23 protein-coding genes are annotated in these 22723 nt (G+C 54.5%); 7 read left to right on the plus strand and 16 right to left on the minus strand.

From position 1 onward, the window contains the following. The first annotated feature begins 6 nt into the window (after nucleotides 1-6). A complete protein-coding gene (gene dxs, locus ACK13D_RS11780) occupies nucleotides 7-1872 on the plus strand; it encodes a 1-deoxy-D-xylulose-5-phosphate synthase (protein ID WP_010255380.1) in 1866 nt (621 codons plus the stop codon). An 82-nt stretch (nucleotides 1873-1954) separates the two neighbouring features. Then, nucleotides 1955-2929 carry an aldo/keto reductase gene (locus ACK13D_RS11785; protein ID WP_033756762.1) on the plus strand — a complete coding sequence of 325 codons (975 nt, stop codon included), beginning with the start codon at nucleotides 1955-1957 and terminating at the stop codon, nucleotides 2927-2929. A gap of 66 nt (nucleotides 2930-2995) precedes the next feature. Here the strand turns inward: ACK13D_RS11785 and pgpA are convergent, their stop codons facing one another. From pgpA to nrdR, 6 genes are all read right to left on the minus strand, one after another. Further along, nucleotides 2996-3490: a phosphatidylglycerophosphatase A gene (gene pgpA, locus ACK13D_RS11790; protein ID WP_031293112.1), complete on the minus strand. Its 495-nt coding sequence runs from the start codon at nucleotides 3488-3490 to the stop codon at nucleotides 2996-2998. Then, nucleotides 3480-4457 (minus strand): thiamine-phosphate kinase, encoded by a 978-nt coding sequence (gene thiL, locus ACK13D_RS11795; RefSeq protein WP_010255374.1) that lies wholly within the window; start codon nucleotides 4455-4457, stop codon nucleotides 3480-3482. The genes pgpA and thiL overlap by 11 nt, the downstream gene beginning before the upstream one ends. Before the next feature lie 55 nt (nucleotides 4458-4512). After that, on the minus strand, nucleotides 4513-4932 hold the full coding sequence (gene nusB / locus ACK13D_RS11800) for a transcription antitermination factor NusB (RefSeq protein ID WP_010255372.1): 420 nt from the start codon (nucleotides 4930-4932) through the stop codon (nucleotides 4513-4515). A 19-nt stretch (nucleotides 4933-4951) separates the two neighbouring features. Further along, complete coding sequence (ribH, locus tag ACK13D_RS11805; protein WP_010255369.1) at nucleotides 4952-5422, minus strand: 6,7-dimethyl-8-ribityllumazine synthase; 471 nt, start codon at nucleotides 5420-5422, stop codon at nucleotides 4952-4954. 90 nt (nucleotides 5423-5512) lie between these two features. Further along, nucleotides 5513-6613 (minus strand): bifunctional diaminohydroxyphosphoribosylaminopyrimidine deaminase/5-amino-6-(5-phosphoribosylamino)uracil reductase RibD, encoded by a 1101-nt coding sequence (ribD, locus tag ACK13D_RS11810; RefSeq protein ID WP_031592195.1) that lies wholly within the window; start codon nucleotides 6611-6613, stop codon nucleotides 5513-5515. Between the two features lie 3 nt (nucleotides 6614-6616). Beyond that, nucleotides 6617-7066 carry a transcriptional regulator NrdR gene (gene nrdR / locus ACK13D_RS11815; protein WP_009091750.1) on the minus strand — a complete coding sequence of 150 codons (450 nt, stop codon included), beginning with the start codon at nucleotides 7064-7066 and terminating at the stop codon, nucleotides 6617-6619. 188 nt (nucleotides 7067-7254) lie between these two features. Here nrdR and lysM point away from each other — a divergent pair, with 188 nt between their 5' ends. Both lysM and ACK13D_RS11825 read left to right on the plus strand, forming a co-directional pair. Then, nucleotides 7255-7692, plus strand: a complete 438-nt coding sequence (gene lysM, locus ACK13D_RS11820; RefSeq protein WP_010255362.1) for a peptidoglycan-binding protein LysM — start codon at nucleotides 7255-7257, stop codon at nucleotides 7690-7692. Nucleotides 7693-7708: 16 nt separating this feature from the next. Continuing rightward, nucleotides 7709-8278 carry a SadB/YajI family lipoprotein gene (locus ACK13D_RS11825; RefSeq protein ID WP_029519426.1) on the plus strand — a complete coding sequence of 190 codons (570 nt, stop codon included), beginning with the start codon at nucleotides 7709-7711 and terminating at the stop codon, nucleotides 8276-8278. A gap of 65 nt (nucleotides 8279-8343) precedes the next feature. On the opposite strand, the gene secF is transcribed toward ACK13D_RS11825, so the two are convergent. From secF to queA, 5 genes are all read right to left on the minus strand, one after another. Then, nucleotides 8344-9312: a protein translocase subunit SecF gene (gene secF / locus ACK13D_RS11830; RefSeq protein WP_010255357.1), complete on the minus strand. Its 969-nt coding sequence runs from the start codon at nucleotides 9310-9312 to the stop codon at nucleotides 8344-8346. 10 nt (nucleotides 9313-9322) lie between these two features. Beyond that, nucleotides 9323-11170: a protein translocase subunit SecD gene (secD, locus tag ACK13D_RS11835; RefSeq protein ID WP_010255355.1), complete on the minus strand. Its 1848-nt coding sequence runs from the start codon at nucleotides 11168-11170 to the stop codon at nucleotides 9323-9325. A gap of 25 nt (nucleotides 11171-11195) precedes the next feature. Beyond that, nucleotides 11196-11528, minus strand: coding sequence for a preprotein translocase subunit YajC (yajC, locus tag ACK13D_RS11840; protein ID WP_010255353.1), 333 nt, complete (start codon nucleotides 11526-11528; stop codon nucleotides 11196-11198). After that, nucleotides 11528-12676 carry a tRNA guanosine(34) transglycosylase Tgt gene (gene tgt, locus ACK13D_RS11845; protein ID WP_010255351.1) on the minus strand — a complete coding sequence of 383 codons (1149 nt, stop codon included), beginning with the start codon at nucleotides 12674-12676 and terminating at the stop codon, nucleotides 11528-11530. The genes yajC and tgt overlap by 1 nt, the downstream gene beginning before the upstream one ends. A gap of 78 nt (nucleotides 12677-12754) precedes the next feature. After that, on the minus strand, nucleotides 12755-13825 hold the full coding sequence (gene queA / locus ACK13D_RS11850) for a tRNA preQ1(34) S-adenosylmethionine ribosyltransferase-isomerase QueA (protein WP_031592197.1): 1071 nt from the start codon (nucleotides 13823-13825) through the stop codon (nucleotides 12755-12757). A gap of 103 nt (nucleotides 13826-13928) precedes the next feature. On the opposite strand from queA, the gene ACK13D_RS11855 reads away from it, so the two are divergent. The 3 genes from ACK13D_RS11855 (at nucleotide 13929) to ACK13D_RS11865 (ending at nucleotide 16786) form a co-directional block, all read left to right on the plus strand. Then, nucleotides 13929-14510: an ACP phosphodiesterase gene (locus ACK13D_RS11855; RefSeq protein WP_022626127.1), complete on the plus strand. Its 582-nt coding sequence runs from the start codon at nucleotides 13929-13931 to the stop codon at nucleotides 14508-14510. Between the two features lie 206 nt (nucleotides 14511-14716). Then, complete coding sequence (locus ACK13D_RS11860; RefSeq protein ID WP_033766629.1) at nucleotides 14717-15529, plus strand: inositol monophosphatase family protein; 813 nt, start codon at nucleotides 14717-14719, stop codon at nucleotides 15527-15529. Continuing rightward, entirely contained in the window at nucleotides 15530-16786 is a 1257-nt protein-coding gene (locus ACK13D_RS11865; protein WP_418796432.1) for a histidine-type phosphatase, read from the plus strand. Between the two features lie 333 nt (nucleotides 16787-17119). On the opposite strand, the gene ACK13D_RS11870 is transcribed toward ACK13D_RS11865, so the two are convergent. The 5 genes from ACK13D_RS11870 to ACK13D_RS11890 form a co-directional block, all read right to left on the minus strand. Beyond that, on the minus strand, nucleotides 17120-17407 hold the full coding sequence (locus ACK13D_RS11870) for a helix-turn-helix transcriptional regulator (RefSeq protein ID WP_010255342.1): 288 nt from the start codon (nucleotides 17405-17407) through the stop codon (nucleotides 17120-17122). A 104-nt stretch (nucleotides 17408-17511) separates the two neighbouring features. Beyond that, nucleotides 17512-18249: a fimbrial biogenesis chaperone gene (locus tag ACK13D_RS11875; protein WP_010255341.1), complete on the minus strand. Its 738-nt coding sequence runs from the start codon at nucleotides 18247-18249 to the stop codon at nucleotides 17512-17514. After that, nucleotides 18249-19538, minus strand: coding sequence for a fimbrial protein (locus ACK13D_RS11880; protein WP_010255339.1), 1290 nt, complete (start codon nucleotides 19536-19538; stop codon nucleotides 18249-18251). Before ACK13D_RS11880 ends, ACK13D_RS11875 begins: the two co-directional genes overlap by 1 nt. Nucleotides 19539-19548: 10 nt before the next feature. After that, a complete protein-coding gene (locus ACK13D_RS11885) occupies nucleotides 19549-22032 on the minus strand; it encodes a fimbria/pilus outer membrane usher protein (protein ID WP_010255338.1) in 2484 nt (827 codons plus the stop codon). An 18-nt stretch (nucleotides 22033-22050) separates the two neighbouring features. After that, on the minus strand, nucleotides 22051-22722 hold the full coding sequence (locus ACK13D_RS11890; RefSeq protein WP_010255337.1) for a fimbrial biogenesis chaperone: 672 nt from the start codon (nucleotides 22720-22722) through the stop codon (nucleotides 22051-22053). Between the last annotated feature and the right edge of the window lies 1 nt (nucleotide 22723).

Genomic DNA, 22723 nt, shown 5'->3' on the forward strand with positions numbered 1-22723 from the left:
TCTCTGATGAGTTTTGATATTGCTAAATACCCGACACTGGCGCTGGCAAACACGGTTCAGGAGCTGCGCGCCCTGCCGAAAGAGAAGCTGCCTGCGCTCTGTGATGAACTGCGTCAGTATCTGTTAGACAGTGTAAGCCGCTCCAGCGGCCATTTTGCGTCGGGTCTGGGCGTGGTCGAACTGACGGTCGCGCTGCATTATGTCTATAACACCCCCTTCGACCATCTGGTATGGGATGTGGGTCATCAGGCTTATCCCCATAAAATTCTGACCGGTCGCCGCGATCGCATCGGTACGATTCGTCAGAAAAATGGCGTACACCCGTTTCCATGGCGCGGCGAAAGTGAATATGACGTATTGAGCGTCGGACACTCGTCAACCTCCATCAGTGCCGGTCTCGGCATGGCCGCGGCGGCAGAACGTGAAGGTCAGGGTCGTCGCACCGCCTGTATTATTGGCGATGGAGCAATTACCGCTGGCATGGCGTTTGAGGCGATGAACCACGCCGGTGATATTAAGCCGGACATGCTGGTGATCCTCAACGACAACGAGATGTCGATCTCCGAAAACGTCGGGGCGCTGAATAACCGTCTGGCGCAGATCCTGTCGGGTAAAACCTATGCGCGACTGCGCGAAGGCAGCAAGCGTGTGCTGACCAGCCTGCCACCGATTAAAGAGCTGGTAAGACGCACCGAAGAGCATCTCAAAGGCATGGTCGTGCCGGGTACGCTGTTTGAAGAGCTGGGCTTTAATTATATCGGCCCGGTAGATGGTCACGATGTGCTGACGCTGGTCAATACACTGAGCAACATGCGCAGCCTTAAAGGGCCGCAGTTCCTGCATATCATGACGAAGAAAGGTAAAGGCTACGCCCCGGCAGAGGAAGATCCGATTGCCTGGCACGCCGTGCCTAAATTTGATCCTGCGATTGGCGAACTGCCAAAAAGTGCGGAAGGTCTGCCAAGCTACTCTAAAATCTTCGGCAACTGGCTGTGCGAAATGGCCGCCGACGATCCGAAACTGATGGCGATTACGCCAGCAATGCGCGAAGGCTCTGGCATGGTGGCCTTCTCACGCGAATTCCCGAAACAATATTTCGATGTGGCGATTGCCGAGCAGCACGCCGTGACCTTCGCTGCCGGTATGGCGATTGGCGGCTATAAACCGATTGTTGCTATCTACTCCACCTTCCTGCAGCGCGCCTACGATCAGCTGATCCATGACGTCGCCATCCAGAAACTGCCGGTCCTGTTTGCTATCGATCGCGGTGGTATTGTTGGCGCGGATGGTCAGACTCACCAGGGCGCGTTTGATCTCGCCTATCTGCGCTGCGTGCCGGATATGGTGATCATGACCCCCAGCGATGAAAATGAGTGTCGGCAGATGCTCTACACCGGCTATCACTATCAGGATGGTCCAAGTGCAGTGCGCTATCCGCGCGGCACCGGTGTCGGCACGCCACTGGCACCGCTGCAGAGCCTGCCGCTGGGTAAAGCCGTGGTGAAACGTCAGGGTGAAAAGCTGGCGATTCTGAACTTCGGCACCCTGTTGCCGGAAGCGGCCGCCACGGCGGAAGCGCTGAATGCGACTCTGGTCGATATGCGCTTTGTGAAGCCGCTGGATGAGGCGCTGATCGCCGAGCTCGCCGCCACGCACGACTCGCTGATTACGCTGGAAGAAGGCGCCATCAAGGGCGGTGCTGGCAGTGGCGTCAATGAATTTGTCATGGCGAAACGTCTGGCTGTTCCGGTGCTGAACATCGGTCTGCCTGATGAGTTCATCCCGCAGGGGACGCAGGACGAAGTGCGTCATGACTATCTGCTGGACGCGGAGGGCATTCAGCAGCAGATCGCCCACTGGCTGGCGCAGTAACCTCCCCTCGCTGCGCTCCCCCCTCGGGGAGCGCAACATCCTGCTATGCTAAGACCTTTGCACTTTCGCAGGAGCCTCCACCATGAAAACGATTCAACTGGGTACCACCGATCTGCAGGTGTCGCGTCTCTGTCTTGGCTGCATGACTTATGGCGAGCCGACGCGCGGCAACCATGCCTGGACGCTGCCGGAAGCGAGCAGCCGTCCGCTGATCCAGCAGGCGCTGAACGCAGGGATCAACTTTTTCGATACCGCCAACAGCTATTCAGATGGCAGCAGTGAAGAGATCCTGGGTCGGGCGCTGAAAGACTTTGCCCGCCGTGAAGAGATCGTGGTCGCCACCAAAGTCTATTTCCCGCTGACCAATCTGTCACAGGGATTGTCGCGCAAGAATATTCTGCAATCCATTGATGACAGCCTGCAGCGCCTCGGCATGGAGTATGTCGACCTGCTGCAGATTCACCGCTGGGATTATGAGACGCCGCTGGAAGAGACGCTGGAAGCGCTGCATGAAGTCGTGCAGTCTGGCAAAGCACGTTATATCGGTGCCTCGTCGATGCACGCCAGTCAGTTTGCCCAGGCGTTGCAGATGCAGTCGGAACAGGGCTGGCATCGCTTTGTCAGCATGCAGGATCAGTACAACCTGATTCAGCGCGAAGAGGAGCGTGAAATGCATCCGCTCTGCCTGCAAGAGCAGATTGCCGTGCTGCCGTGGAGTCCGCTGGCGCGCGGTAAGCTGACCCGCCCGTGGGGGGAAAATACCGCGCGTTCCGCCTCTGACAAAGTGATGGCGTCGCTCTATGACAATACCGAAGAGAATGATGCCGTGATTGCAGAGCGGCTGGCGCAGGTGGCGGAAGGTAAAGGTGTAACGCGGGCGCAGGTGGCTCTGGCCTGGCTGCTGAGCAAGCCTGCCGTTACGGCGCCGATTATTGGTGCGTCGCGTGCTGAGCAGTTTGAGGATCTGGTGAAGGCGGTGGATGTCACGCTGAGTGACGAGGAAGTTGCACTGCTGGAAGAGGTCTATCAGCCGCATCAGCCGGTAGGATTCGAATAAGGCTGGCAACAAAGTGACGCCCTGCCCGGGCGTCACCTTCTGTCGCGGTGTGAAAAGCCCTGGCAGTTAACCCGCCAGCCAGACCCCAAAGCCATACAGCATGGCAGCGGAAATCACGCCAGCAATAATGTCATCCACCATAATGCCCATGCCGCCATGCACATTGCGGTCAAACCAGCGAATCGGCCACGGCTTCCACATATCAAGAATACGGAACAACACAAAGCCACCCAGAACCCATTGCCAGCTGTTGACCGGAATCGCCATCAGCGTGATCCACATGCCGATAAACTCATCCCAGACAATACTGCCGTGATCGTGTACGCCCATATCTTTAGCGGTGCGATGGCAGAGATAGACGCCAACGCAGATACCGACCAGCACCACCAGCGAATAGAGATCCTGCGGCAGATAGGTCATCAGCCACCAGAACGGAATGGCCGCCAGCGATCCCATGGTGCCAGGCACGACCGGGCTTAATCCGCTGCCGAAACCGGTCGCCAGCAGATGCCAGGGATTGCTCATCCGCAGGCGACTCTTCGCCACGTCGTTATTTAGCATCAAAGTGATCAAACCCTTTATGACGGAATGTGGCGGGCTTGCCATTATCCAGCAGCGTTAAGCCTTCCGACTCCGGCGCCATCTGTCCGATGCAGGTATAGGGCACGCCCAGGTGACCCAGCGCCACATCGAGCGCGCCGCGATTGACCTCGGGCACCGTAAAGCAGAGTTCGTAATCTTCTCCGCCACTCAGCGCCCAGCGCAGGACCTGCTCAGGGTCGAAATGATCGCGCAACGCAGCCGAAAGGGGCAACGCATCCAGATTAAGCCGTGCGCCACAGCCGCTGGCTTTCAGCACGTGGCCGAGATCGGAAATCAGGCCGTCGGAAAGATCCACCGCTGAGGAGGCCAGCGAACGCAGCGCCTGGCCCTGCAGAATGCGCGGCATAGGACGCAGATGACGTTTAATCAGCGCTTCATGCACCGCCGGATCGCTGATACGGCAGTGGTGCTGCAGCAGCGCCAGGCCCGCGGCGCTGTCACCCAGCGTTCCGGTCACGTAAATCCAGTCACCCGGCTTCGCGCCTGAACGTTTCAGGGCGCGGCCCTGCGGCACCAGACCGTGAATCGCCAGCGTCAGGCTCAGCGGGCCACGGGTGGTGTCGCCGCCGACCAGCTGCATGTCGTAATATTCCAGCAGTTCAAACAGGCTTTCGCTGAAGGCAGAGAGCCAGCTCTCATCGACCTGCGGCAGCGTTAAGGCCAGTGTCAGCCACGCAGGGTCGGCGCCCATGGCAGCAAGGTCGCTGAGATTCACAGCCAGGGCTTTGTAACCCAGATCGGCAGGATGGATATCCCTTAAGAAGTGCACACCCGCGACCAGGGTATCGGTGCTGATCGCCAGCGTCTGTTTTTCCGGCACGCTAAGTAACGCACAATCGTCACCGATGCCGAGTTCGACATCACGGCGGCTGCGTGTTCTGCGGTTGAAGTAGCGTGCGATGAGTTCAAATTCACCACAAGACATAATTGCGTTCCGCTTAACCCTTCATGAAAAAAGGCCGGCAAGCCGGCCTTTTTGTTTATTTGCGATTGGGTCGAATTTGTGGACCGGCTTTATCAAGCACGCCGTTAACAAATTTATGACTGTCTTCGGCACCGAAGACTTTCGCCAGCTCAATCCCTTCGTTGATGGCCACTTTATAAGGCACATCATTACGTTTGCTCAGCTCATACAGCGAGATGCGCAGGATAGCTTTTTCTACCTGGCCCAGCTCTTCGAGCTGACGCGACAGATAGGGCTTCATCAGTCCATCCAGATACGCACTGTTGGTCGCCACACCGGACAGCAGTTCGCGGAAGTAGGTAATGTCGACGTCTTTGACGTCCTGTTCCGCCAGAAACTGGTATTCCACATCGGCAATGTCGTTATTCGACAACTGCCAGGAGTAAAGCGCCTGAACAGCGCACTCACGGGCGCGACGACGAGCAGCAGGTTTCACAAAATTCCCCTTACAAAAATCAGGCTTTAATGGCTTTCAATACGTTGATCATTTCGAGCGCAGTCAGAGCCGCTTCAGCACCTTTGTTACCCGCTTTGGTGCCGGCACGCTCAATGGCCTGCTCGATGCTTTCAGTGGTCAGCACGCCAAACGCGACAGGAATCTCGCTGTTCATGGCAACGCTGGCGATACCGGAGCTGGCTTCACCCGCCACATATTCGAAGTGCGCAGTGCCACCACGAATAACCGTACCGAGTGCGATAATCGCATCATATTTGCCGGTGTTGGCCAGCGCGCGTGCTGCCAGAGGCAGTTCGTATGCACCAGGCACCCAGACTACGGTGATATTGTCATCTTTGACCTGGCCAATACGTTTCAGGGCGTCAACTGCGCCATCCAGCAGGCTGTCATTAATGAAGTTGTTAAAACGCGCGATAACGATGGCAACATTGGCCTCAGGCGTTGCAACAGCAGCTTCGATAACTTTCATACTTATCCTTTCAGGGGTTTGGTTGGCCCCGCGCAGGGGGGCGGATTCTATCATACTCTTGGGCGGCGTGCTCTCGCTTTTCCGACCGTGTTATTGTGGTGTCAGGGTCAGGCGTAAATCGTCACCGACCTGGCGGACATCACTGAAACGGAAGGCAGGTGCGTCAGCCAGCTGGCTTAGTCCCGGCAGCTGACACAGCCCGCGTCCTTCATGACCTAACAGCTTAGGCGCCAGATAAACAATCAGTTCATCGACCAGTCCGGCCTGCAACAGGGCACCGGCCAGCGTTGCGCCCGCTTCAACCCAGACGCTGTTAATCTGTCGCTGTCCCAGCAGCATCATCATCGCCACCAGGTCCAGCTGTTGTTCGCGCAGCGGAACAGCGATTTGCGTCACGTCAGCGGGCCAGCTCTGCTGATCGGGCTGATGACGCATCAGCCAGGTTTCGCCTGGCTGCTCAATGAGCCGATGCTGCGGCGTCACGCGATTCTGGCTGTCGATAATCACCCGCACCGGCTGACGCAGTTGCTGCTCATCAAGCAGTGCCTGGCTCTCCGCATTAAGTTCAGACCAGCGTACCGTCAGGGAAGGATCGTCCGCCAGCACCGTGGCGCTGCTGCTGAGAATGGCGGCGCTCTGCGCACGCAGGCGCTGCACATCACGACGGGCAGCCGGCGAGGTTATCCACTGACTTTCGCCGCTGGCCATTGCCGTTCTGCCATCCAGTGAGGCACCCAGCTTGAGCTGGATCCAGGGGAAGCCAGTGCGCATGCGTTTGAGGAAACCGCGATTCAGCGCCTCCGCTTCCGGCATCATCAGACCGTGGCTGACCTCGATGCCCGCCTGATGCAGACGGTGCAGTCCGCGCCCCGCCACCTGCGGATTTGGATCCTGCATGGCGGCCACGACACGGGTAACGCCAGCGGCGATCAGCGCATCACAGCAGGGTGGCGTACGGCCATGATGGCTGCAGGGTTCCAGCGTGACATAGGCGGTTGCGCCACGCGCTTTCTCGCCCGCCATGCGCAGGGCGTGGACTTCAGCATGAGGTTCACCGGCGCGCTGATGCCAGCCCTCACCGACCACCTCGCCATCGCGCACAATCACGCAGCCCACATTGGGGTTCGGCATCGTCGTAAAGCGGCCGCGTCGCGCCAGTTCCAGCGCACGCGCCATGTAAAGTTCATCCATGGTTTAATCCTGTAACCGGGCGATCTCTTCGCCAAAATCACGAATGTCTTCAAAGCTGCGGTAAACCGAGGCAAAGCGGATGTAGGCGACTTTATCGAGCTTCTTCAGCTCATCCATCACCAGATTGCCAATCAGCTTACTGGGAATTTCACGTTCACCGGTGGCACGCAACTGGGTTTTAATATGGTTTACGGCGCTTTCAACCGCATCGGCGCTGACCGGACGCTTCTCAAGCGCTTTCATCATCCCGCTGGCCATTTTGTCTTCATTAAACGGTTCGCGCACGTCATTGCTTTTCACCACGCGTGGCATCACCAGTTCCGCCACCTCGAAGGTGGTAAAACGCTCATGACACATCAGACACTGGCGGCGGCGGCGCACCGAAGAGCCTTCACTAACCAGACGAGAATCAATCACTTTGGTGTCCACAGCGGAGCAGAATGGGCAATGCATGACGTTTCCTGACGCGAGAGAGATGGGCCAGACAGTGTAGCGCGAACTGCGAATCAACAAAATCTCTTCCGTGCCTTTCCTGTGCCACCACGCACAGCATAAATGATGTTAAATATCAGCGACGGCAAAAGGGTCTACGCTTATAGAGCCGAAAGACGGCGTATATCCACTAACACACTGGAGGTTGTATGGGTCTGTTTAATTTTGTGAAAGAAGCCGGTGAGAAATTATGGGATGCCGTGAATGGCGGCGATGACCAGAATAAAAAGCTGCAGGATCACATCAACAAGCTCGGTTTACCCGACAGCGACAAAGTGGATGTGAAGGTCAATGGCGATACCGTGACCGTGACGGGCGATGGCCTTTCCCAGGAGCTGAAAGAGAAGATTCTGATCGCAGCCGGTAACGTTGCAGGCATCACCAAAGTGGAAGATAAGGTGACCGTGACAGATAGCGCGACCGAGTCAGAACTTTACACCGTGAAAAAAGGCGACACGCTGAGCGCAATTTCCAAACAGGTTTATGGAAATGCCAACGAATACAACAAGATTTTCGAAGCGAATAAGCCAATGCTCTCTCATCCTGATAAGATCTATCCTGGCCAGGTTTTACGTATTCCAAAATAACGGACAAGGATAACTTATGAGCAGGATGGTTTGGGTTCCGGTGGCGCTCTCTCTGGTGATGCTGAGCGGTTGCAGCAGTAGCGCCAGCAACCCGCAGGTCAGAGAGCTGCATCAGGAAGTGAGTCAGCTTAATCAGCAGATGCAGCACCTGACCACGCAGGCCAGCGCGCTGGAGATTCAGGGGCAGTTAAACAGCCATTCGCAGCAAGGCGCGTGGCTGATCCCGCAGGCGAACACGCCGGTGGCACTGCAAACCCAGCTCGGCACGCTGCGACTGGCGCTCTCGCCTGTCACCGCTGAAGCCAGCGGCTCGCGGGCAACCCTGACGGTACGCTCAATGGACGATCGCCCTTTGCCCGCCCTGCACGCTACGGTGAACTGGGGCGAACTCGATCCGGCAACCGGTAAACCACTGAGTAACGGCAGTCTGAGTCAGACAATAGCGGTGCCTGCCTCGCTGTTGCCCCAGCATGCGGTGAGCATACCGCTGCGACTCAGCGGCCTCACGCCGGATCAATCAGGTTATGTCCGCGTGCATAACGTCACCGGCGACGCACCTGCCCAGACCTCCCCTGCTGCACCCTGATCTGATCACAGGTGCAAAAAAAACGGGCAGCCACATGGCTGCCCGTTTTTATTTCTCTGCGGCGATTAAGGCAGGATAGAAGGCTGATCGGCGCCCTCTTTCTCGACTTTCTGCACCAGCATATGTTCACGCTTCATGCCCAGCTTCAGCGCCAGCGCCGAAGAGACATAAATTGATGAAATCGTACCAATCGTCACACCAATCAGCATGGTCAGTGAGAAGCCTTTCAGCAGCGCACCACCAAACACGAAGAGGATGAGGATCATCGCCAGCGTGGTCAGCGAGGTAATCAGCGTACGGCTTAACGTCTGGGTCAGTGACACGTTAGTAATATCGTAAGAGCTGCCGCGACGGATCTTGCGGAAGTTTTCACGAATACGGTCCGACACCACGATTTTATCGTTAAGCGAGTAGCCAATCACCGACATCAGTGAGGCAACAATCGTCAGGTCGATTTCAATGCGGAACAGCGCCAGCAGGCCGCAGGTGATGATCACGTCATGCGCCAGCGCCAGCACGGTACCCAGCGCCAGACGCCACTCAAAGCGAAAACCGATGTAGATCAGAATCGCAATCAGCGCGGACAACAGCGCCATCGCACCCGCCTGCGCCAGGTCGCTGCCCACACTCGGACCCACGAACTCAATGCGCTTAACGGTAGCATTCTGCTGGGTGGTCTGGTTAATCACCGACACCACTTTATTGCCTAACTCGGTGCCCGCCGGGCCGGTAACCGGTGCCATACGCACCATGACATCACGGCTGCTGCCAAAGTTCTGAACCAGCGGCTCGTCAAAGCCCGCTTTCACCAGATCGCCACGCAGGACTTCAAGATCGGCCGGTTTTTCCAGCGCGATCTCAATCACCGTACCACCGGTGAAATCGAGGCCCCAGTTAAAACCACGCACACCCACGATAGCAATCGCGGCGAGAATCAGCAGTCCCGAAATGATGAAGGCCAGCTTATCCCAGCGCATAAAGTCGACGACTTTACGCCCGTGGTTCAACTGCTCAATGTTATATTCCTGTGCCACAACGCACTCCTCAGATAGACAGCTTGTTGATGCGTTTGCCACCGTAAACCAGGTTAACAATGGCACGGGTACCGACAATCGCGGTGAACATTGAGGTTGCGATACCAATTGCGGTGGTAATAGCAAAGCCTTTGATCGAACCGGTGCCGACTGCATAAAGAATGATAACTTTGATCAGGGTGGTCACGTTCGCATCGACAATACTGGAGAAGGCGCCTTTATAGCCCTCATGAATTGCCTGCTGAACCGAGCGCCCGTTACGCAGCTCTTCTTTAATACGTTCGTTAATCAGCACGTTGGCATCAACCGCCACCGCCAGCGTTAACACGATACCGGCAATACCCGGCATGGTCAGGGTCGCACCCGGCAACAGCGACATAATGCCGACAATCAGCACCAGGTTAACCAGCAGCGCGCTGGTCGCAATCAGACCAAACTTCTTGTAGAACACCACCATAAACAGGATCGACGCAAGCAGACCCCACAGGCAGGCTTCCAGACCCTGAGTAATGTTCTGCTGACCCATGGTCGGCCCGATAGTACGCTCTTCCACAATCTGGATGGGCGCAATCAACGCACCGGCACGTAGCAGCAGCGAGAGCTGACGCGCTTCGTTCGGGTTATTGATACCGGTGATACGGAAGCTGTTCCCCAGACGAGACTGGATATTAGCGACGTTAATCACCTCTTCCTGTTTCACCAGAATTGAACGGCCGTTGGCATCTTTCTTACCGCTGTCTTTGTACTCCACAAACAGGGTCGCCATCGGCTTGCCGATGTTGTCCTTGGTGAAGTTCGACATGATGTTACCGCCTGCGCCATCCAGTGAAATGTTCACCTGTGGCTGGTTGTACTCATCCATGCTGGAAGTCGAGTCGGTGATATGGTCACCGGTCAGGATCACCCGCTTGTAGAGCACCACCGGCTGGCCATCACGCATGTCTTTAACTTCAGAGTCACCCGGTACACGACCACTGGCCGCTACGGTTGGATCCACGCTGGTGTTTACCAGACGGAATTCCAGCGTCGCCGTTGCACCCAGAATCTCTTTAGCGCGTGCCGTATCCTGAATACCCGGCAGCTCAACTACGATGCGATCGGAACCCTGACGCTGTACCAGCGGTTCGGCCACGCCCAGCTGGTTCACACGGTTACGCAGAATAGTAATGTTCTGCTGAACCGCATATTCACGCGCTTCGCTCAGACGAGCATCGCTCATGGTGGCACGCAGGGCATCGCTGCCGCTGCTGTTGATCACCAGATCCTGATGACGCGAGGTCAGCCAGGAGATCGCCGCATCGCGGCTGGCTGCGTCACGGAAACGAATTTCCACGCCGTAGTTCGCGATTTTGTTGACGGTGGTGTAAGGGATACTTTTGGTGCGCAGGTCGCTACGCAGCGAGTCAGCATTCTGCTCCTGCAGTTTGCCGAGTGCGGTGTCCATGTCCACTTCCATCAGGAAGTGCACACCACCACGCAGATCGAGACCGAGTTTCATCGGTTCTGCTGACAGCATCGACAGCCAGCGAGGCGTGGCTGGCGCGAGGTTCAGCGCAACAACGTAGTTTTCACCCAGCGCTTTCATGATCGCTTCACGGGCGCGTAACTGCACATCCGTATTATTGAAGCGCGCGGTAATCGCACCATTTTCCAGCGCAACAGATTTGCTCTGGATATTGTCTTGTTTTAATGCGGACTGAATTTGATCCAACGTCTGCTCACTGGCGGCGCTTCCGCGCGCACCAGTGATTTGAACGGCCGGATCCTCACCATACAGGTTGGGAAGCGCATAGAGCAGGCCGACGAGAATCACGACGACCAGCATCACGTACTTCCACAAAGGATAACGATTTAACACGGCAGTTCCCTTAGGGAAGAAAGAATTACAGCGCCTTGATAGTGCCTTTAGGCAGCACGGCGGCGACGAAATCACGTTTAATGACGACTTCATTGGTGTCATTCAGCGCGATAGCTACGTAGCCCGTGTCAGAGACTTTTGTTACGCGGCCTACAAGGCCACCGCTGGTCAGCACTTCATCACCCTTAGAGATAGAATCCATCAGCTTCTTGTGCTCTTTCGCACGTTTCTGCTGCGGACGCAGGATCATGAAATAGAAAATCAGACCAAACACCACCAGCATGATCACCAGAGAATACGGACTTCCCTGAGACGGTGCGCCTGCTGCGGCCACGGCGTCAGAAATGAAAAAGCTCATTAAATTTCCCTCATTGATGAATTATCAGACGTTAAAGGCGGAACTTCTTTGCCCGTCCGTTGGTAGAACTCGTTTACAAAGCGCTCTAATTTACCCTCTTCGATGGCCTGGCGTAAACCTGCCATCAGGCGCTGGTAATAGCGCAAATTGTGGATAGTGTTCAGACGCGCGCCCAGTATTTCGTTACAACGGTCGAGATGATACAAGTAGGCGCGGCTATAATTGCGACAGGTGTAACAATCACACTCCGCATCCAGTGGCGCAGTGTCATCTTTGTATCTGGCGTTGCGGATTTTCACCACACCCTCGGTCACAAACAGATGACCATTTCGGGCATTACGGGTCGGCATCACGCAGTCAAACATATCGACGCCGCGACGGACGCCCTCAACCAGATCTTCTGGCTTGCCGACACCCATCAGATAACGCGGTTTATCCTGCGGAAGCTGCGGACAGACGTGCTCAAGAATACGGTGCATGTCCTGCTTAGGCTCACCCACCGCCAGGCCGCCCACAGCGTACCCATCAAAGCCAATCTCTACCAGACCTTTCACCGAGACATCTCGTAAATCTTCGTAAACCGAGCCCTGAATAATGCCAAATAGCGCATTTTTATTGCCCAGGCTGTCAAAACGGTCACGACTGCGTTGCGCCCAGCGCAGCGACATCTCCATCGAGCGTTTGGCGTAGTCCCAGTCCGCCGGATAGGGCGTACATTCATCGAAAATCATCACGATGTCGGAACCTAGGTCATACTGAATCTCCATCGATTTTTCCGGATCGAGGAAGATCGGGTCGCCGTTGATCGGGTTACGGAAATGCACGCCCGCTTCGGTGATTTTACGGATGTCGCCCAGGCTGAAGACCTGGAAGCCGCCGGAGTCGGTCAGGATCGGCCCTTTCCACTGCATAAAGTCATGCAGATCGCCATGCAGTTTCATGATCTCCTGGCCCGGACGCAGCCAGAGGTGGAAGGTATTGCCCAGAATGATCTGCGCGCCGGTCTCCTGCACTTCTTCCGGCGTCATGCCTTTAACGGTGCCATAGGTGCCAACAGGCATAAACGCAGGGGTTTCCACCACACCGCGATCAAAAATCAGACGGCCACGGCGTGCGCGCCCGTCTGTGGTATCAAGTTCAAATTTCACAAAGCCTCCATCGGAGAAACAGTCCGATGCAGATAACCTTCAGTCGCTCTCAGTCGATTCCGGCTATCGGTTAATAAATCAGTCGCCCACTTTTTCCAGCGGCGCCTGCGGATTTTTGCTGATAAACATCGCGTCACCATAACTGAAGAAACGATATTGCTCAGCCACGGCTGCGCGGTAAGCGGCCATGGTGTGCTGATAACCGGCAAACGCCGAGACCAGCATAATCAGAGTCGATTCGGGCAGATGGAAGTTGGTGATCAGCGCATCGATCACCTGATACTCATAGCCCGGATAGATAAAAATCTGGGTATCGTCGAAGAACGGCGCAATCAGGGCATCCTGACTCGCTTTGGCGGCGCTCTCCAGCGAACGGACAGAGGTGGTGCCGACAGCGACTACTTTATTGCCGCGTGCTTTACAGGCCAGCACCGCATCAACAACCTCCTGCGGCACTTCGGCATATTCAGCATGCATGTGATGCTCTTCGATGGTGTCGACGCGCACTGGCTGGAAGGTTCCCGCACCGACATGCAGCGTCACAAACGCCATCTCAATGCCCTTCTCTTTCAGCGCCTGCAGCAGCGGTTCATCAAAATGCAGACCGGCGGTCGGTGCCGCAACGGCACCCGGCCGGGCACTGTAAACCGTCTGATAGAGCTCGCGATCCGCCTCTTCATCCGGACGGTCGATATAAGGCGGCAGAGGCATATGGCCAACGCTGTTGAGGATGTCGAGCACCGCGCGCTCATCATCAAACACAATCTCAAACAGCGCATCGTGACGCGCCACCATCGTCGCTTTGACGCTCTCGTCTTCGCCCAGCAGCAGTTCTGCTCCCGGCTTCGGCGCTTTCGAGGCGCGCACATGGGCCAGCACACGCTTGTCGTCGAGCATCCGCTCCACCAGCATCTCGATTTTGCCGCCACTGGCTTTGCGGCCAAAGACGCGCGCCGGAATCACACGGGTGTTGTTGAACACCAGCAGATCGCCCGGATTCAGCTTATCCAGCACGTCGGTGAACACACCGTGCGACAGCGTCCCGCTGGGACCCTCGAGCGACAGCAGACGACAGCCGCTGCGCTGCGCCTGGGGATAGTGAGCAATCAGGGATTCGGGCAGTTCAAAAGCAAAATCGGCGACACGCATGAAAGAGTTCTTTCTCAGGCAAAAACAGGCGGCACAGTTTAGCGGAAAATCGACCAATTCTGAACAACTGGCTGCGCAAAGGCAGTTCAGCCTATAATGCGGCATGAACTTTCTTGCTCATCTCCATCTGGCTAAGCTGGCCGACAGCTCCTTACTCGGCAATTTAATGGCCGATTTTGTGCGTGGCAACCCGCACCAGCACTGGTCTGCGCCCGTCGCGGACGGCATTCTGATGCACCGTCGTCTCGATGTGATGACCGATGCGCTGCCGGAAGTGCGCAGCGCCCGTCAGCTGTTCCGTGCCGAAACCTATCGCGTGGCACCCATTACGCTGGACGTCATCTGGGACCATTTTCTGGCCCGGCACTGGCAGCACTTCACGCCCGGCCAGACGCTGGTGCACTTTTCTGCCGCCGCCGAGCGCGAGATCATGCCGCAACTGGCAGACACCCCCATCGAGTTTCAGGAACTCAACGCGGTGATGTGGCGCGAGCGCTGGTTTGAGCATTATGCCCAGCCCGCGCGGCTGGAGCGGGTGCTGCACGGCATGGCAAGCCGCCGTCCACGCCTGGCAGCCCTGCGCGACTCCTACCACGATTTCACGCAACACTATGATCAGCTGGAAGCGCTGTTTTTTGTTTTTTATCCGCGTTTAATGGCGCTGGCGACCAGCAGAACCCTGTAAAACCCGATCCTCTGCTGCCGGGCTGGCGGACGCCAGCTTTCGCCCGCCGGGAAAGCGCCTCACCCGACCCCGCACCATCTTGCCATTGCTGCCTATCTGCGGCTTAATGAAGCCTTTCTTAACAATAGTTAAGTAAATATCACAGCCAGACCGCCTGTACAGGCGTGCCTTCCGTTCGTTTTGACAAAAAGACATAAGAGGAAAAGATGTCATCCGCTTCGCATTCTGAAATTGACGCGCGTTACCGTTACGCCTGCGACATCGCCCGTGCGGCGGCCAGCCGGGCTTATTCGTGGTATCAGCAGCGTCAGACACTGGTGGTGGAACACAAAAGGGATTTGCAGGACGTGGTCAGCGAGGCTGATCGTAACGTTGAGGCATTGATTAAGACATTAATCGCTGAGCGCTTTCCTGACGATGCTGTCTATGGCGAAGAGAGCGGCGGTGAGGTTCAGGGCGCGCCCTTTATCTGGGTAGTCGATCCCATCGACGGCACCGCCTGCTTCGTCAACGGCCTGCCTAACTGGTGCGTCTCGCTGGCGGTGGTCTGTGACGGCGAACCAGTGATCGGCGTGGTCTGCGATCCCAATCATCAGGAGCTGTTTCACGCACGAGCAGGTCAGGGTTCGTGGGTTAATGAGAGCCGTTTGCAGGTTCATAGCGCGACGCATCTCAACGAGGGTTTGCTCGGCATCAGCAACTCCAGTCGCACCCCTGCCGAAAGCGTCTCGCGCCTGATTAGCGGCTTAACTGAACAGGGTGGCATGTTTATTCGCATCGGTTCTGGCGCGCTGACCAGCGCCTGGGCGGCCGCCGGGCGACTGATTGGCTACTATGAAGCGCATATGCATCCCTGGGATAGTCTGCCGGGCATCGTCCTGATGCGCGAAGCGGGCGGCGTTACTAATGATTATCTGCGCAACGAAGGACTCAAAAACGGCAACCCGGTGTTGCTGGCCAATGCGACTCTTTATCCAAAAATCAAAGCGCTGACCGGTAATCGCGCGCTGGAGGAGTAAATGACGCTGCCAGGCCTGTACCGCTGCGCGCTAATCCTCTGTTCTCTCTGGCTGTTAAGTCCGGTGTCACAGGCGGCGGATTACCAGCTGGAGAAGGTGGTCGAACTGAGCCGTCACGGTGTCCGTCCGCCCACCCCCGGTAATCGCAAAGAGATTGAAGCCGCCAGCCAGCAACCCTGGACGCAGTGGACCACCGCCGATGGTGAGCTGACCGGTCATGGCTACAGCGCGGTGGTCAATAAAGGACGCTGGCAAGGCGAGCACTATCGCCAGCTCGGCCTGCTGGGCGCGGGCTGTCCTGATGCGGCACAGGTCTACGTGCGCGCCAGTCCGCTGCAGCGCACCCGTGCCACGGCCGCAGCGCTGACTGACGGGGCCTTTCCCGGCTGCGGCGTGCCGGTGCATCACGTCGCGGGCGATGTCGATCCCCTGTTCCAGAGTGAAAAGCTGACGATCACCCAGAGCGATCCTGCTCAGGAGCTGGCGGCTAAGCAGCAGAAAGCGGGCGATCTGGCGCGGCTGCAACAGCAGTTGCAACCCGCCATTCAGCAGCTGAAAGCCGCCGTCTGCCCGCCCGCGACTGACTGCCCCCTCTTTGATGCGCCCTGGTCGTTCCGGCAAACCCGTAACGGCAACACATACGTTTACGGGCTGAGTGTGATGGCAAGCATGGTGGAGACGCTGCGACTGGGCTACAGCGAAAACCTGCCGTTGGACCAGCTCGCCTGGGGACACATCACGTCGGCCGCGCAGATCACCACGCTGTTACCGCTGCTGACCGCAAACTACGATCTCAGCAACGACGTGCTCTATCAGGCACAGCGCCGTGGCTCAATATTGCTCAACGCCCTGCTGGAGGCGATTGCTTCCGATAGCGCGCCGGGCCGCTGGCTGATTCTGGTGGCACATGACACCAATATTGCGATGGTGCGCACCCTGATGGGCTTTAGCTGGCAGTTGCCAGGCTATTCACGCGGCAACATTCCACCGGGCAGTAGTCTGGTGCTGGAGCGCTGGCGCGACACCCACAGCGGCGAACGTTTTTTGCGGCTCTATTTCCAGGCGCAGAGTCTGGATGGGATTCGTCAGTTACAACCGATTGATGATAAACATCCGTTATTACGTCAGGAGTGGCATCAGCAAGACTGCAGAATCACCGATGTCGGCGTGCTCTGCCCTTATCAATCCACGCTGATTCAGTTGCGGAAAAAGCTGGATAACAGCGCTGTGCTGCCGGTTTCGGTTATATTGCCCTGAGTCTGTGGCTAATCAAATTCAGGCCGCAGCATCAACGCGGCCTGAATAATGTTAACCGCTGTTAATTAACGCCATTCCGACCTTTTCTTATTTAAATCGCCTGACTATCAGCGCCACTCGTTTTGTTTTACGATAGACCCGTCAATCATCCCTTTATTAACTATTTTCCTGTAATTCTTGAGTATTTCGGCGACTGGTTTCGCCGTTTTTTATTTCTCTCTTTCTGTCTTCTCCCCCTGTGCCCATGTACCCACACGCGCTCTCGCCTGAAGCTACATACCCGGCCTGGAAAATAGTAAGGTTGAATTTAATTGCCTCCTTAAAATCAACCTGTTAATCCCTTACCTGCTGATTACGGGAGTCAGGAACACTTCGGCGCAGAATACTGAATTCCGCGGCACTGTCCTGATATATCGATCGATTCCCCAGATACCACATAATAAATTCATTATTGTTTTTTACTCCTATTTTCCTCATCACCCTTCTTTTGTAATAACTAACGGACTTCTCAGTCAGCCCTAACCATTCGGCTATCTGCTTCAGGGTCATGCCGGTCATAAAGAACCAGGTGACAGCGACTTCATTCTCAGTAAATGACATGCAGCGTTGGGTATTATCCATAAACGTCACAGTTCCTCCATTGCTTAAAACGGATTAAATAATGTTGTAAAAGCTGTAAACAGCGTTATTCTGCCAGTCTGGAACCAGCGTATATAAGGTGAAAACTAATTCAGGTTTTTAGTGAAAACGGCCTCTTTTCCGACGTCATCGACCAGCGTGTATTCAACGGTCATTTTTTTATTTTTTATTACTTCAGGCAAACTAAAACCTTTATTGTCATAAGGAGCAATCATTCTGTCCATGCCCAGTTTTAGTGACTGCTCTCCAGCCAATGACGTAACTTTTAATGAAACAGGCGTCACAAAATAGGGCGTAGGATTACTCAGCTCGAGTGAATGACCGTTGTCGGCAATGCGGACGTTTATAGCGCCGCCAATACTGTTAATGTCCATACTGCTATTGAAAGGCCGATAGGTAATTCTCAGCTGGGTGTTTAATCCGACTTCTATTTTATTGGCCGTTTTCTCCTGCTGAGAAGATTTGACACCCGGAATTTCATAGAGATTTATCCAGAATACGGACTCACGATCACGGGGTAAATCAAGTATTTTTTCCGTCGGCAGTATCTTAAGGTTCAGAATTTTACCCGGTGTCATCCTGGCGACTGCTGGAATAATAGCAAAAGGGTAATTTTTTTCTTTATTAATATCGCCGGCGCTTCCATCATCAACCCAGCTCTGAAGTAACACCGGCGCCTGACTGTCGTTGTTGACGATGAGCAGGCGCCTGCCGCTGTCCTTGCTGCTGAACAGCACCCTGTCCTGCAACGGCATAATCGTGGCATGGAGTTCCGCCGCATTAAACAGAAAAATAAAACTCACCCAATATAAAAAATATCTCATCACCAGTACCTCACAATAATATGCGCCGTCGCATCTATTTTCCCAGGCGTGACAGGTTTTGCGGGGTCAACGATGCCATAGAATGCGAAATACTGAGACGTGATATCTACCTGAGTGGGGGTATTTTGAGAACGCGAGATTTCCCCATCCAGAAGAGAAAACCAGCCTTTTGTATAATCATTAGTGTATGCGTTGGTTATAAATCCGACCGTCTTACCGGCAACAGACACACCTATGCCGACGTTTGACGCATATCCATCCTGTCCATAATTATCCGATAACGCATAACGTGACCACAAAACGTTGTTCCCGGACATAGGATGATCAGTGCTGAATGCGACCGAAATTTTATCAGGTCCAACACCTGCATTCCGGTTGATAAAGCCATTAACGAGCTCCCCACCGCACCGATAGGTTACAGTAAAGTCCTTACCTATTGTTTCAAAATCAGACTTCAACGCAGTGACAGTGACTGGCGGTAAAATGACAGGATTTGTATAGCTGTAGACGCGACATCCCCAGGGCGTTTGCACGAACGTGTTTGCCGTAGAGTATTGCATCCCAAAGCCAATCCAGTTCCAGTTACTGAACCCGTCCCAGTTCGTGTTACTGTCAGCACCTGGGATAGTGATATTTTTTTTGTCGTTCCAGCCCGGCCCGACAAAAACCGTATAGCCGTTGGGCTGGGGACAGGTATATGCAATACCGCTGGCGGAATCATCCGCAGGGCCATTACATCCCCAATACGCAACCGGATCGCCTCCTCTCATTGTGGATGGTAAGCGGTAAATTTCTGCCGTCACACCGCTGAAGTCACGGGCATAAAAGTTGAGCTTGTTACCCTCCCGGTGCCCTTCAATTGGTGAATGCTGCCAGTACCTTGAGAACACCTTACCGTCACTGTCACGAATCAGTTTGATGCCGATAAAAGGAAAATAGGTCTGATAGACGCCCTCTCCCGCGCTGATATTGCCCCCCACGTTACTGTCGCCGTTAGTGGCAAAATACTCATAGGTCTGTCCCTGATCGGCAAGATCACAGGTGTATAACAGCTGGTTCTCCCCTTCAGGCAAGGATTGAGCCTGCCCTACCGTGGCCGTAGTGGAGCCAATCAGTCCAGTTGGCATAAACTCCGCGGGCTGAAGTTTTATTGAACCAAAAATCAGAGGCACACCGCCTTTACTGTCATCGCCCTGTCTGGCTTTATAGACAGGCTGGCATGTGGCGAAGGCTGACGATGTAAAAAACGCCACGATCGGCAGGGAAAAAATGACTGCATACTTTTTCATGCATAAGGCCTTATTGACAGACTGCGGTAATATAATTCAGCGCTTTCGTGGACTGAGTATCTACAGGCGTATAACGGATGGTGCACTGTTCATCGGGCGCGCTGCCCCACCGGGCGGTCAGTGTCTGACGGTTTTCCAGCCGCAGATAGGTATTACCGGCCTGGCTTACCGTTGCAACGTTATTTCCACCGGAATCGAAAATATCTGACCCCAGGGGGACATAGCTGCCATTCGCCCGCCTGAGCTGCATCATGACCGGTATGCCCTGGCGCGTTTTGAAGACCACCCGGTTGACGGAACCCGCGTATGGCGTCACAACGTGCTGGCTGTCAATAATATCGACATCCGCGGATGCCCCTTCCGGCGCATCAAGGTTGATGTTGTTACGTCTGTAAGGCATCAGCGAAGGAACGATTGCATAACCTGAACTGTCGATTTTAATGTTCTGGCCATTGAGTACCGTGGCGCCCTCTGCCCCTTTTGCTTCCACAATGGCAAACGTGTTACTCACGGTATGCCCCAGTGTGATCCCGCCACTGTGCAACGCGATGGCACCGCTCATCGAACCGGATGCCTGCCAGTTTCCCGGAGATTTTGAGACCGTTCCACTCACGTTGGCTTTGGGCAGAATGGTCGCCAGATTCAGACCCGAACTGTTTCCTGAGCGGTCGCGACTGTAATTCACACCCCACTGGGTCGTGTTGTCTTTACCTGCGCTGCCGGACAGCGAGGTCTGGTAGCTGTGTTCACTATTACTATTGATGTATGACGCAGACAGGGTTGTATTACGGGTATCACGCCCGATAGGCACAGAAAAATTCAGCGCAAACTGGGTGTCTTTGTAATATTCCTTGTGCCGTTTTTCGTCAGGTACTCCCCATCTCTGCGCGTCAGAAATCCGGGTGCGGTACTGTCTGGAAATACTGAAATCCATGTGAATGCCGTAAGGCAATGCCGTGTTGTATCCCACCTGATAAGAGGTGTCTTTGTTTCGTCCGTCATAGTAATTTTGCGATGAGCCGGAAACGTAAATGCTGCCCAGTGAACCTAGCGGTTGGCTGACATTGAGCTGAAGACGGTTTTTTTGCATGTACGTTCCCCCCTCCACCGACGACAGCGGGGTGTCCGAGTTGTTCAGGGCAACGATATCCTGAAGATCCCGGTAGCCACGGGTGGAATACCGGTAGCCGGCAAAACTGATGGTGGTGCCAACCGGACCCAGCGTTTTACTGTACTCGGTATTCACCATCCACCCCTGCGTGGCGCTGCCATTTCTGAGTCGCGCATTGGACCAGGTTGCAGAAGAACCGAATGCACCGAGTGACGAAGAATAGATGGCCCCACCGCTGGCCGCCTGATAACCACTGCCGATACGTAACCCGCTGTTTGCCGTTACCGCATTAGAAACGCCATACTTGACGGAAAGCTCGGTAAACTGGTTGTCACGGCTGTAATCATTGATCTCGCCGGCTGAAAAGCTATAGTCCAGGCGTCCGGGGCGGACGGAACCCGGTAGTGTAGAGTAAGGTACTGAATACTCAGTGAGGCTTCCGTCACTTTCCGTCACCCTGACATTGAGGTCTCCACCGTAGAAAGCCGGTGCCAGGTCATCAATTCTGAAGTTACCCGGTGGAACAGTCGTCTCATAGATTTTGTATTTTTTTTGAAAGACTTCGACTTTCGCATTGGTTCTCGCTGTACCTCTCACCGTCGGCGCATACTGAACCATGGAAGGGGGTAACACGCGGTTATCGGTCCTGAGACTTACACCGGTAAAACCGAGCCCGCTGAATGCATCAGAGCCCGAACTGAGCTGGCCTAGCAGCAGCTCACTTCGCAGTGACGGCAAGCCCCGACTGGCGTACAGGCGTGAGGAGTGCCATCTGGACCCAAAACGGTTACGGTTGAAATTCCCCTGCTGCCGGAACTGCCACTTTCCTGCGTTAAAGCCGCTGCTAAGTCCAACATACGTCGAACTCACTCCGCCTGTATGGGTGCTATGTGACTCATACTGGTTGACCGTGTAATTCGAAAATAAGGCGGTACTGCCTGCCTCAAACTCACTTGAGGGAATATAATCATCCGGACGGTATACCAGCAGAGACTGAGGCACAGTAATGTTTACCCGCAGAGAAGAAAGGTCGGGCGAAGTCTTTACCTCCGGCAGAACAGCTTCAAGCGCGTATTTTCTGTCATTAACCAGGGCTTCTGGCTTCTTTTTAAGAGGTAAACTGTTGATAAACTCACCTGTAAATAACGGCGTCAGCGACTTACCTTTCCGTTCAAAAGTCAGCGACTTTTTTGAAAATAATTTATTGTTTATGTAAACAGAAACGTCATATTCACCGGGGTTATAAAATGTGTCTTCTCCTGACAATGCGGAAATATCGCTCAGGCCGCCCGCACTGAGCATGGCGGGGCTGAATTCATATTCTTCCGCATAAATAGAAAACGAGCAGAGAGAAATAAGCAGGTAATAAATTCTGATTTTCATTTTCGTAACAACATCACATCATTTATCTTTAATCAGGAAATTTACTGGCGTGCCATAATCATTGATCATCACCGCATTAAGCGGACCACTAAGACGATCGCCCTTGAGGACTGCGGAATAATCGTCACCCGGCAATAGCGTCAATTTTTCTGCCAGGATCCGCTTTCCATTGCTGATATCTCTGATGGATAGAATATTCGGCGATTTGTTGCTGATCACTAAAGCTCCTCCCTGCAATCGGTATGAAACTTTATTTTCATCTTTCGAAGAAAAAGCATTGACTGCAGCCGGTCTGTAAATAACTTTCAGCCGACTCCGGATGATGATATTAAGCCGGTCATCGTCATTTTCATTTTTCCTGACGCCCGGAATCTGAGTAAAGTCCAGATAAAAGAGCGACTCTCTATTCTGAGGCAACTCACTGGATAACAGTTTAACTTTTACCGTCTGCCCCCCTTTCTCTTTAATTTTAAAAACAGGCGGCACGGCAACAAAATCTGGTTTGTCTTTATTATCCGATTCAACCTGAACAATAAACGGATTGTCACTGGTGTTATCAAACATAATGGTCTTCTCAAGCGTACCCGCCATCACAATACGCGAAGCATTCATGACTACCGCAGCCTGAGTTACGCCACTGATTAAAAAAAAGAAAACTGAAATTATTTTCAGATAAGTCACAAGTTTCATA

Origin of the sequence: Pantoea sp. K16, assembly GCF_048452805.1 — a bacterium.
Lineage (GTDB): Bacteria > Pseudomonadota > Gammaproteobacteria > Enterobacterales > Enterobacteriaceae > Pantoea > Pantoea agglomerans.

Coding starts and splice junctions, on each gene's coding strand:
- ACK13D_RS11880 (WP_010255339.1), bottom strand. CDS start 19,538: ATGAAAAAGTATGCAGTCATTTTTTCCCTGCCGATCGTGGCGTTTTTT.
- ACK13D_RS11890 (WP_010255337.1), bottom strand. CDS start 22,722: ATGAAACTTGTGACTTATCTGAAAATAATTTCAGTTTTCTTTTTTTTA.
- nrdR (WP_009091750.1), bottom strand. CDS start 7,066: ATGCATTGCCCATTCTGCTCCGCTGTGGACACCAAAGTGATTGATTCT.
- ACK13D_RS11825 (WP_029519426.1), top strand. CDS start 7,709: ATGAGCAGGATGGTTTGGGTTCCGGTGGCGCTCTCTCTGGTGATGCTG.
- ACK13D_RS11785 (WP_033756762.1), top strand. CDS start 1,955: ATGAAAACGATTCAACTGGGTACCACCGATCTGCAGGTGTCGCGTCTC.
- ribD (WP_031592195.1), bottom strand. CDS start 6,613: ATGGATGAACTTTACATGGCGCGTGCGCTGGAACTGGCGCGACGCGGC.
- ACK13D_RS11865 (WP_418796432.1), top strand. CDS start 15,530: ATGACGCTGCCAGGCCTGTACCGCTGCGCGCTAATCCTCTGTTCTCTC.
- lysM (WP_010255362.1), top strand. CDS start 7,255: ATGGGTCTGTTTAATTTTGTGAAAGAAGCCGGTGAGAAATTATGGGAT.
- ACK13D_RS11885 (WP_010255338.1), bottom strand. CDS start 22,032: ATGAAAATCAGAATTTATTACCTGCTTATTTCTCTCTGCTCGTTTTCT.
- ACK13D_RS11870 (WP_010255342.1), bottom strand. CDS start 17,407: ATGGATAATACCCAACGCTGCATGTCATTTACTGAGAATGAAGTCGCT.
- yajC (WP_010255353.1), bottom strand. CDS start 11,528: ATGAGCTTTTTCATTTCTGACGCCGTGGCCGCAGCAGGCGCACCGTCT.
- ribH (WP_010255369.1), bottom strand. CDS start 5,422: ATGAAAGTTATCGAAGCTGCTGTTGCAACGCCTGAGGCCAATGTTGCC.
- pgpA (WP_031293112.1), bottom strand. CDS start 3,490: ATGCTAAATAACGACGTGGCGAAGAGTCGCCTGCGGATGAGCAATCCC.
- dxs (WP_010255380.1), top strand. CDS start 7: ATGAGTTTTGATATTGCTAAATACCCGACACTGGCGCTGGCAAACACG.
- ACK13D_RS11855 (WP_022626127.1), top strand. CDS start 13,929: ATGAACTTTCTTGCTCATCTCCATCTGGCTAAGCTGGCCGACAGCTCC.
- ACK13D_RS11875 (WP_010255341.1), bottom strand. CDS start 18,249: ATGAGATATTTTTTATATTGGGTGAGTTTTATTTTTCTGTTTAATGCG.
- ACK13D_RS11860 (WP_033766629.1), top strand. CDS start 14,717: ATGTCATCCGCTTCGCATTCTGAAATTGACGCGCGTTACCGTTACGCC.
- thiL (WP_010255374.1), bottom strand. CDS start 4,457: ATGTCTTGTGGTGAATTTGAACTCATCGCACGCTACTTCAACCGCAGA.
- queA (WP_031592197.1), bottom strand. CDS start 13,825: ATGCGTGTCGCCGATTTTGCTTTTGAACTGCCCGAATCCCTGATTGCT.